Annotated in this window: 9 protein-coding genes and 1 tRNA gene; 5 read left to right on the top strand and 5 right to left on the bottom strand. The window is 60.0% G+C overall.

What is annotated here, in order from left to right; translation table 11 throughout:
* Window positions 1–10 precede the first annotated feature (10 nt).
* Window positions 11–95 (top strand) — tRNA-Leu (locus tag I8N66_RS34415).
* A 305-nt stretch (window positions 96–400) separates the two neighbouring features.
* On the top strand, window positions 401–1585 hold the full coding sequence (locus I8N66_RS34410) for a serine hydrolase domain-containing protein (protein ID WP_291164123.1): 1185 nt from the start codon (window positions 401–403) through the stop codon (window positions 1583–1585).
* A gap of 65 nt (window positions 1586–1650) precedes the next feature.
* Here the strand turns inward: I8N66_RS34410 and I8N66_RS34405 are convergent, their stop codons facing one another.
* Window positions 1651–1920 carry a hypothetical protein gene (locus I8N66_RS34405; RefSeq protein WP_113537752.1) on the bottom strand — a complete coding sequence of 90 codons (270 nt, stop codon included), beginning with the start codon at window positions 1918–1920 and terminating at the stop codon, window positions 1651–1653.
* Window positions 1921–1974: 54 nt separating this feature from the next.
* A complete protein-coding gene (locus I8N66_RS34400; protein WP_113537751.1) occupies window positions 1975–2484 on the bottom strand; it encodes a peptide deformylase in 510 nt (169 codons plus the stop codon).
* Window positions 2485–2875: 391 nt separating this feature from the next.
* Between I8N66_RS34400 and mgtE the strand changes: the two genes are divergently transcribed.
* Both mgtE and I8N66_RS34390 read left to right on the top strand, forming a co-directional pair.
* A complete protein-coding gene (gene mgtE / locus I8N66_RS34395) occupies window positions 2876–4297 on the top strand; it encodes a magnesium transporter (protein ID WP_291164119.1) in 1422 nt (473 codons plus the stop codon).
* A gap of 170 nt (window positions 4298–4467) precedes the next feature.
* A complete protein-coding gene (locus I8N66_RS34390) occupies window positions 4468–4854 on the top strand; it encodes a MerR family DNA-binding transcriptional regulator (protein WP_113537749.1) in 387 nt (128 codons plus the stop codon).
* Window positions 4855–4939: 85 nt separating this feature from the next.
* On the opposite strand, the gene I8N66_RS34385 is transcribed toward I8N66_RS34390, so the two are convergent.
* The 3 genes from I8N66_RS34385 to I8N66_RS34375 all read right to left on the bottom strand — a co-directional run bounded on the left by I8N66_RS34385 (window position 4940) and on the right by I8N66_RS34375 (window position 7247).
* Window positions 4940–5413 (bottom strand): isoprenylcysteine carboxylmethyltransferase family protein, encoded by a 474-nt coding sequence (locus I8N66_RS34385; protein WP_113537748.1) that lies wholly within the window; start codon window positions 5411–5413, stop codon window positions 4940–4942.
* Between the two features lie 3 nt (window positions 5414–5416).
* Window positions 5417–6427, bottom strand: a complete 1011-nt coding sequence (locus tag I8N66_RS34380) for a DUF1624 domain-containing protein (RefSeq protein WP_113537747.1) — start codon at window positions 6425–6427, stop codon at window positions 5417–5419.
* A gap of 127 nt (window positions 6428–6554) precedes the next feature.
* A complete protein-coding gene (locus I8N66_RS34375; RefSeq protein WP_113537746.1) occupies window positions 6555–7247 on the bottom strand; it encodes a DUF599 domain-containing protein in 693 nt (230 codons plus the stop codon).
* A gap of 742 nt (window positions 7248–7989) precedes the next feature.
* On the opposite strand from I8N66_RS34375, the gene I8N66_RS34370 reads away from it, so the two are divergent.
* A partial coding sequence (locus tag I8N66_RS34370; RefSeq protein WP_291164126.1) for a serine dehydratase beta chain occupies window positions 7990–8065 on the top strand: 76 nt, incomplete at its 3' end.

Here is an 8065-nt window from a genome sequence, read left to right as displayed (position 1 = left end):
CTACCACGATGCGGTCGTGGCGGAATTGGTAGACGCGCAGCGTTGAGGTCGCTGTGGGGCAACCCGTGGAAGTTCGAGTCTTCTCGACCGCACCAAAAGAACCCGGCTTCGGCCGGGTTTTTTGTTTTTTCGCCGGTACTTAGCGTCCTAGCGCCAGCACGCAGCCATGCGAACTTCAACAAGACTTTCCGCCGCGCGTGCATATCCTCCTCGCGCCCGACACAAGGATAAAGAGCACCGCCACATTTCGCTACACGGTCGAAATGGCTTGGAATGTTATTTGGTGCTAACATACGCCCGGTGTTCCAGTGCGAGGGGCGGGCTGGAAGCGCTTTGCTGAGCGCGGCCATGGTTGGCGGCCCTCGCCAATGATGAAGCCCTGTTTGCTCGGGAGGTTTTCTTGGTCGGCGATCTCAAGACTGTTGCCGATACGATCCTCAATACTGTCGTCAACGCGGCTGATGGTGTGCCTGGCGTTGTTGCCGTGGTTACGGACAATCGGGGCGATATCTACACGGGCGCGGCCGGAAAGCGTGCATTGGGCGGCACTGAGGACATGACCGTCGAGAGTGTTTTCGCGATCTTCTCGATGACGAAGGCGATCACAAGCACGGCTTGCTTGCAATTGGTCGAGGAGGGCAGGCTGGATCTCGATGCACCGGCCAAGCAATACGCACCCGAGATCGGCAAGTTGCAGGTGATCGAGGGCTTTGATGCCTCCGGGAACCCGAACCTCCGCCCGCCCAAGCGGGACATTACTACCCGCATGCTGCTTTTACATACGGCTGGCTTTGGATACGATTTCTTCAACGAGACCTACGCCAGGCTGGCCAGGCACCACGGACAGCCGAGCGTGATAACAGCCTCCTATGCCTCCATCCGAACCCCATTGCTGTTCGATCCGGGCGACGAATGGGAATACGGAAGCAGCCTGGACTGGGCCGGGCAGGTGGTGGAGGGCGTGACCGGTCGGCGGCTCGGCGAGGTGATGACGGAGCGAATACTTCGGCCGCTTGGCATGGCGGATACCGGCTTTTCATTGACGCCATCGATGACCTCGCGCGCGGTCACCTTGCATCAGAGAGACGGTGTCGGCCGCTTGCTGCGGCTGCCTGATTTCAGGCTGCCACCGGAGCCCGAAGTCCAGATGGGTGGCCACGGCCTTTACTCGACGGCTACCGACTACGCCAAGTTTATCCGCATGTGGCTCAATGATGGGGGCGCCCCTGGCGGTCGGGTGCTGAGACCCGAAACCATCGAAATGGCGGAAAAGAACGGCCTCGGAGAAAAAAAGATCAAAAGGCTTCCCGGGGTGATACCGAGCCTCGCGCATGATGCCGAATTTTTCCCCGGAATGCCGAAATCCTGGGGGCTTAGCTTCATGATCAACGACGAAGCCGCGCCGACGGGACGACCGGCAGGCGCTCTGGCTTGGGCGGGGCTCGCGAACCTCTACTACTGGATCGACCGCCGAAATGGTCTCGGTGGGATCTGGGCCACGCAGATACTGCCCTTTGCAGACCCGGCCTCGATCGGAGGCTACCTTGATTTTGAAACGGCGGTTTACTCCACCTTTTCAAGGTAGCCAGCCTGAAGTATCGATTGTGCACGCCAAGCCTGGGCCGTGCGCCCCGCCTGGCGTCCACGGCGTCAGCCGTTGCCGGCAGGGCCGCCCTGGTCCATGCGGCGCCGGACAAGCTTGTAGGTGTGATCGGGTTGGACCTCATAGGTTTCGTAGACCATCTGGCCTTCGTACATGAAACGGTTTTGAACCATCGTGCCCGGCTCGGCCTGCGTCTTTCTGTTGCTCGCGTCCTCGCCGTAGGTCAGGCTTTGGGGAAGGGGCTCCAGGCCCTGTTGGGCGGTGTTGCAGCCAGCGAGGGCCAGGAGGCCGAGAACTGCGAGATATGTCGGTTTCATTGTTCGGTCCTTGGTGATTTGTAACGGACTTGGTGTTGCGGGCGGTCCAGTGCGCTAGCTGCGCATCTGTTCCTTTGTCAGCTTTTCGAACTTCTTGATTGCCCGATCGCGCTTCAGGCGCGAGAGGCGTTGTGTCCAGAAGATCCCGTCGAGTTGGTCGATCTCGTGCTGCAGGCAAATGGCCATCAGGCCATCTGCTTCCTCCTCGACCGTCTCGCCGACAAGCGTCTGATAACGAACACGGACGGATTGTGGCCTTTCGACGTCTTCCGATACGCCCGGCATCGAAACGCTGCCTTCGGCATGTCTTGCCAGTTGATCCGCGTGCCAGAGCACTTCCGGATTGACGAAGGTCCTGATCCCGCTTTCCCGATCGAGCTCGATGACGGTCACCCGTTGAAGGACACCGATATGCGGCGCGGTGATGCCAATTCCCTGTGCCGCTCGCATCGTGTCGAGAAGGTCGGCCGCAAGAGCCTCAAGCGCCGCATCAAAACGCGTGACGGTGTCCGCCTTCTGGCTCAGCAATGGATTGGGAAAGCGGACAATGGGACGGATCGCCATCAGATATTCCTCGGCTGCAGCGATCTGCGGCGCCGCGTCCCGTCAAGGATCACGAGAGGCGCTGTAAACCTTGGGCTGCTGTTTCGTTCGCTGAAATCGATTCCGGCTCCAGGGCACGAAGAGAAGTGCTAGCCGATCGCGCGATCGATGTCGACTGTGTCGAGATGCTGCCGGTTTTTCATGTATTTGCAACAGCTTGAATAAATCTGTTGTCGCCGTGCGTGGGGTGGTATCTGTGCTGTGGACCTCGGCAGGGCTTTGCGCTAGCAGGGCTGTACGACCCTACTTCCCGAGCATGGCGGCGGAAGAGGGCCAACCAACCGTCAGTGACGCATTCTTTTCGGCCCCTATATTGGAGCACCGGAAAGCAGCAATCGTTTCGAGGGCGCCCATGAGCAATATCGGCGACGACGACAGCGGTACCGAAGACGTCAAGTCCTTTGACGGCTCGGACATCTATGCCGACGACGGTTCGGTCCGTTCCGATTTCCTCATGCATGTCGGGGCCGCGGTCGCCGATCGCGATACGATTTACCTGCGCCAGCATGTCGCGGGCCTGCATTCCTCGGAACTCGGCGACCTGCTTGAAGCCATCCAGCCGGAACAGCGCCTGGCGTTGGTCTCACTGCTCGGCAAGGAGTTTGACCTTTCGGCGCTGACCGAAGTCGACGAAGCCATCCGTCTCGACATCGTCGAGCATCTGCCGAACGAACAGATCGCCGAGGCCATCGGCGAGATGGATTCGGACGACGCAGTCTACATTCTCGAAGACCTCGACCAGGAAGACCAGGACGAGATCCTGGCGAAGCTTCCCTTCACGGAACGGGTTCGCCTTCGCCGCTCGCTCGACTATCCCGAGAGCACGGCCGGCCGCCGCATGCAGACCGAGTTCGTGGCGGTGCCGCCGTTCTGGACCATCGGCCAGACGATCGACTACATGCGCGAAGATGAGGACCTGCCCGAGAGCTTCACGCAGATATTCGTCATCGATCCCACCTTCAAACTGCTCGGAGCCGTTGATCTCGACCGCGTGCTGCGCACCAAGCGTTCGGTCAAGGTCGATGCGATCATGCACGACACCAGCCACGCCATCCCCGCCGAGATGGACCAGGAAGAAGCAGCCCAGCTCTTCGAGCAATATGACCTTCTCTCCGCCGCCGTCGTCGACGACAATGGCCGGCTGGTTGGTGTTCTCACCATCGATGACGTCGTCGACGTCATCCAGGAAGAGGCCGAGGAAGACCTTTTGCGCCTGAGCGGCGTCGGCGATGAAGAACTGTCGGACTCGGTTGCCGAAGCATCGCGTTCGCGCGTGCCCTGGCTCTTCATCAATTCGATGACGGCTTGCATCTCCGCCTCGGTGATCGGGCTCTTCGATGCGACGATCCAGCAGATCGTGGCGCTTGCCATTCTGATGCCGATCGTCGCCGGCATGGGCGGAAATGCCGGCTCACAGACAATGACGATTACCGTACGCGCGCTCGCGACCCGCGGTCTCGACACTCACAACGCGCCGCGCATCATTCGGCGCGAAGCGGGTGTCGGCCTTCTGAACGGCATGATCTTCGGCACGTTGATTGGCCTGCTCGCCGGCCTCTGGTTTCAGGATCCGAACATCGGCGGCATCATCGCGACGGCGATGCTGATCAATATGATGGCTGCGGCGCTTGCCGGCATTCTCGTTCCGCTCTGCCTGGACCGTTTCGGCGCGGACCCGGCCGTCTCTTCCGCCGTCTTCGTGACCGCCATCACCGACGTCACCGGCTTCTTCAGCTTTCTCGGCATCGCCACCTGGTGGTTCCACGTAACGTAAGCGCGGTTGTTTGACTTTTACGTCAAGGTCAACGATAGTGTACGCGCATTGCAGCGCGCGCATCTTCTGGGACGCGCTCAGATCGCTGTAACACTTTGACCTGCTGCATAGTCATGACCTCAGATCGATGCCGATTTTAGGGGGTATGCGGTAAATCGTGGAATGGCAGCGTGAATAAATATTATAGCATCACCGAATTGACGCGGGAATTCGGCATCTCGACCCGGACGCTGCGGTTCTATGAGGACGAGGGCCTCATTCATCCCGAGCGCCGTGGGCGTACGCGGCTGTTCCGGCCGGCGGATCGGCGGCTGATCCAGGAAATTCTGCGTGGCCGGCGTATTGGCTTCACGATTGCCGAAATCCGCGAAATCATCCAGGTCTACAAGGACCCGCCCGGCGAGATGGGCCAGCTTCGGTTGTTGATGAGCCGCGTCGAGGAAAAGCGCGAGGAGCTTCGGCAGAAGCGCAAGGATATCGAAGACACGCTGGCAGAGCTCGACAATGTCGAGGAGGCGTGCCTGACGCGCCTCGCGGAAATCGGCGTCGGTACCTGACGCGTCTTTCGCTCCAAAAAAGGAAGGTTTCAAAGGGTGGTGCTGGCGCCGCCCTTTTTTGTATTTGCAGTTTCCGGCGCTGCTTTCAGATCCAGCGGCTGGTGTGCCGGCAATAGCGTTCGAATTCGAAGCCGAAGCGCGACAGGAGATGCCTCTCTTCGTTGCGAATGGCAAAGAGCGTTGTCAGCATCACCGCGGCAATTGCCGTGATGAAGAACCACGGATTGAGCGTCGCCAGACCGAAGCCGACCATCATCAGGGTATAGCCGAGATAGATCGGGTTCCGCGTGAAGCGGAAGGGGCCGTAGGTGACGAGGCAGGTTGCCGAGCGGTAGGGCATGACGGCCGTGTGCCGGTCGAGCAAGGTCTTCACTGCCCAAAGGTCCAGCCAGATCGCGGCAACGATCAGCGTACCGCCGCTGATCCAGGGAAACCAGCTGTGTCCGTGGGACACCGGGATCGGGGAATATCGCGCCAGAACAAGGGCCGCGAGCGTTGCGACGCCGTAAAGCAGGGCGGGCCACGGGAAATTCAGCGGCTTGGCACGATAGGCATTCATGTCCTAGTCCCCTGATTGCACGTTCATTGTGCACTGTCCCGCGATTCGCGCAATGCGTTCATCGGTGCTCACGTTGATCTCTCCCCTGTTCAGGCTATCGAACAGGTTTTGCTGCACCAGAAGGTCGAGCGTACATCCGCAGAAGGCCTCGCACGGCACGGCCGGGTTGCCCTGGTTGCAGGCCGCCACGCAATTGCTGCGATAGGCCTGCTTGGGATCCGGCAATGTCGGCGGTGAAATCAGCGAGAAGAGATAGACCAGTCCGATGAGCACGGGCTGGTGAATGAGGTATATGGCCAGACTGTGACGGCTGCCGAAGACGAACGGTCTCATCCACAGTTTGCCCTTGTCGCCTGTGGACGGACGGTTTGCCAGGGTCGCGACAAGGCGCGCGTGAAAGAGCTTGGCTGCGCCAAGACCGAGAAGGAAAGGCCCGAGCCACGGCAGCAGCGGTACGTAATCGTTGGAACGCGGCAGCGTTTCGGATAGCCCGACCCACCACAACCAAGGCTCGTCGAAGATCGGCGAGCGCAGGTAGAAAGGCGCCGCAATGGCTGCTGCTGCCGCGATGATGGAAATGGCCGCGGGAAGTCGGAGGAATACGAGGCCAATCACGCTTGCCGCCGCGATCTCGTGCAGAATGCCGAAGAAGATGAACGTGTCCGGGAACGCGAAGTAGGTCGCGATGGTAATCAGCGCCGCGGCACCGGCGATCTTCGCGAAGCGGCGCATGAACGCGTCGAGGCGGAGTTTCGGCCATTGTCCGAGCACAAGGCTGTAACCGGCGAGAAACAGGAAGCTGCTGGCGATGAGCCGGGCGAAGATCTTCCAGCCGCCGGTGCCGGCAGTTCCCGCGGCAACGTAGCCGAAGAACTCGAGGTCCCAGACGAAGTGATAGGTGGCCATGGCGAGCAGCGCCACGCCGCGCGCAACATCGATAAAGGCGAGCCGCCCCCGTGCGCCAGATTGAGCCGGGATCTGTGTTGCCGGTGAAGTCACGTTGCTGTCGGACATGGGCGTTCGCCATCCTGTGGGCGTGAGAAAGAATGGCATGGCTGGCTTGCGCCAAACACGCGTCGTTGGTTGATGGAAATGACCAGGCTCCGTCTGCTAGCGCTCGGCATGGCCGGCGCGCATGCCGTCAGGGCGTTGCGTCCTGCAGCAGCGCCGCGCGCGCCTCCGAGAAGAACTGCCTGCGGGTCAGCACGAAGATGACGAAGACCGTCAGTCCGACGAAGACATAGGGGCTGATGAACCAGCCGAGATAGCCGATAGAGAGGAAAATCGCCCGGAGCCCGGCGTTGAAGTGTTTGGCGGCCAGCACATTCATGCGGATCGCGCGTTCCGCTGCCTTCTCCGCTGCCTGCGGGTCGCGCTGCATGTCGGCGGTCATCGGAATACCGCCCATCAGGATCGAGCAATAGTTGAACAGCCGATAGGACCACCCGAACTTGAAGAAGGAATAGCCGAAGAGGCAGGTGAGGCCGCCGACCTTCAGCTCGAACGCCGTTCGCCCGCCGTGGAAGACATAGGGCATGTCCGCAAAGATCATCTGCGCCTGTTCGGTCGCCCCGAGCAGTGCGAAGCAGCCGCCAAGCGCGAAGATCGTCGTCGAGGCAAAGAAGGCGGTGCCGGCTTGCAGGCCCGCGATGATCTGTGTGTCGATCATTTTCAGGTCGCGGTTGAGCGAGTTGCGGATCCAGCGGCCGCGATGCTCGTTCATGAGGCGGGTGAGACTCACGCGCTTGAAGCCGCGCGTGCCATCGGTCGCCCAGCTGAAACCCGCCCAAAGCAGGATAAACACGACAAGCGCTATGTAATCTTCGAAGGTCATACACGTGTTTTTGGCATGGCTTTTGGAAATTGCAAGGTGGCCGCGGCGGCAAGGGAATCGACGGCGCGTCAACTACTGTGATGAAATTGCGGCGGAATTTCTCTCCGCTCCTACTGACCGTTTGCGCGGTTTTCACCAGTTTCGCGATTGGCGCGGTAGGGGCCCGACACCTTTTCGCCACATTCCCCCATTGCGCATTTACGCTTTCTTCAATATGCAGGGCCTCAGACGCGGACGCCATATGTGCTGTCCGCGGCCGTTGAGAGTTTTTCGGAGACATCATGGACAATACAATTCAGAAGTCTTGCTGGGGCGTGACTGCTCGCGCCGTAGCTGGTTTCGCTGGCGTTCTTGTTCTTGCTTATCTTTTTGGCGGCCTTTGATATCTAGTATCTAGAAAAGTCCACTGATTGACGGCGCGGCTTCCCAAAAGCCGCGCCGTTTTGATTCCGGAATCCGGCAGTTCCCCGAAAGCCATGTCGCGACGCCAATGTCGCACGGATGGGATCGAATGTCGGTTGGCCGCCTGATCGTTTGCTATGGGATCGCTTAGGCTGCGTTCCTATATTTGTAGTGGATTTCCTTAAATCGGAACCGATCTGAGGATAAAATCGTCCAGCAAGTATGAGGATAGCGCGCCGGTTCGCACAGACCGTGAAGCGTGATATCGAGGCAATCGTAAATGCGGCGCTCAGGCAATCATGCCGGTGCGCCGCGAGTCAGTCTCCGGGGCAGGCAACTTATGTTTCTTTCCGTCTTCGACGTGTTCAAGATCGGCATCGGGCCTTCGAGCTCGCATACGATGGGGCCGATGTCGG

Source organism: Ensifer sp. SSB1, assembly GCF_016652895.1.
Lineage (GTDB): Bacteria > Pseudomonadota > Alphaproteobacteria > Rhizobiales > Rhizobiaceae > Ensifer.
The sequence above is the reverse complement of the archived record's forward strand: the minus strand, read 5'-3'. Positions and strand labels throughout refer to the sequence as shown.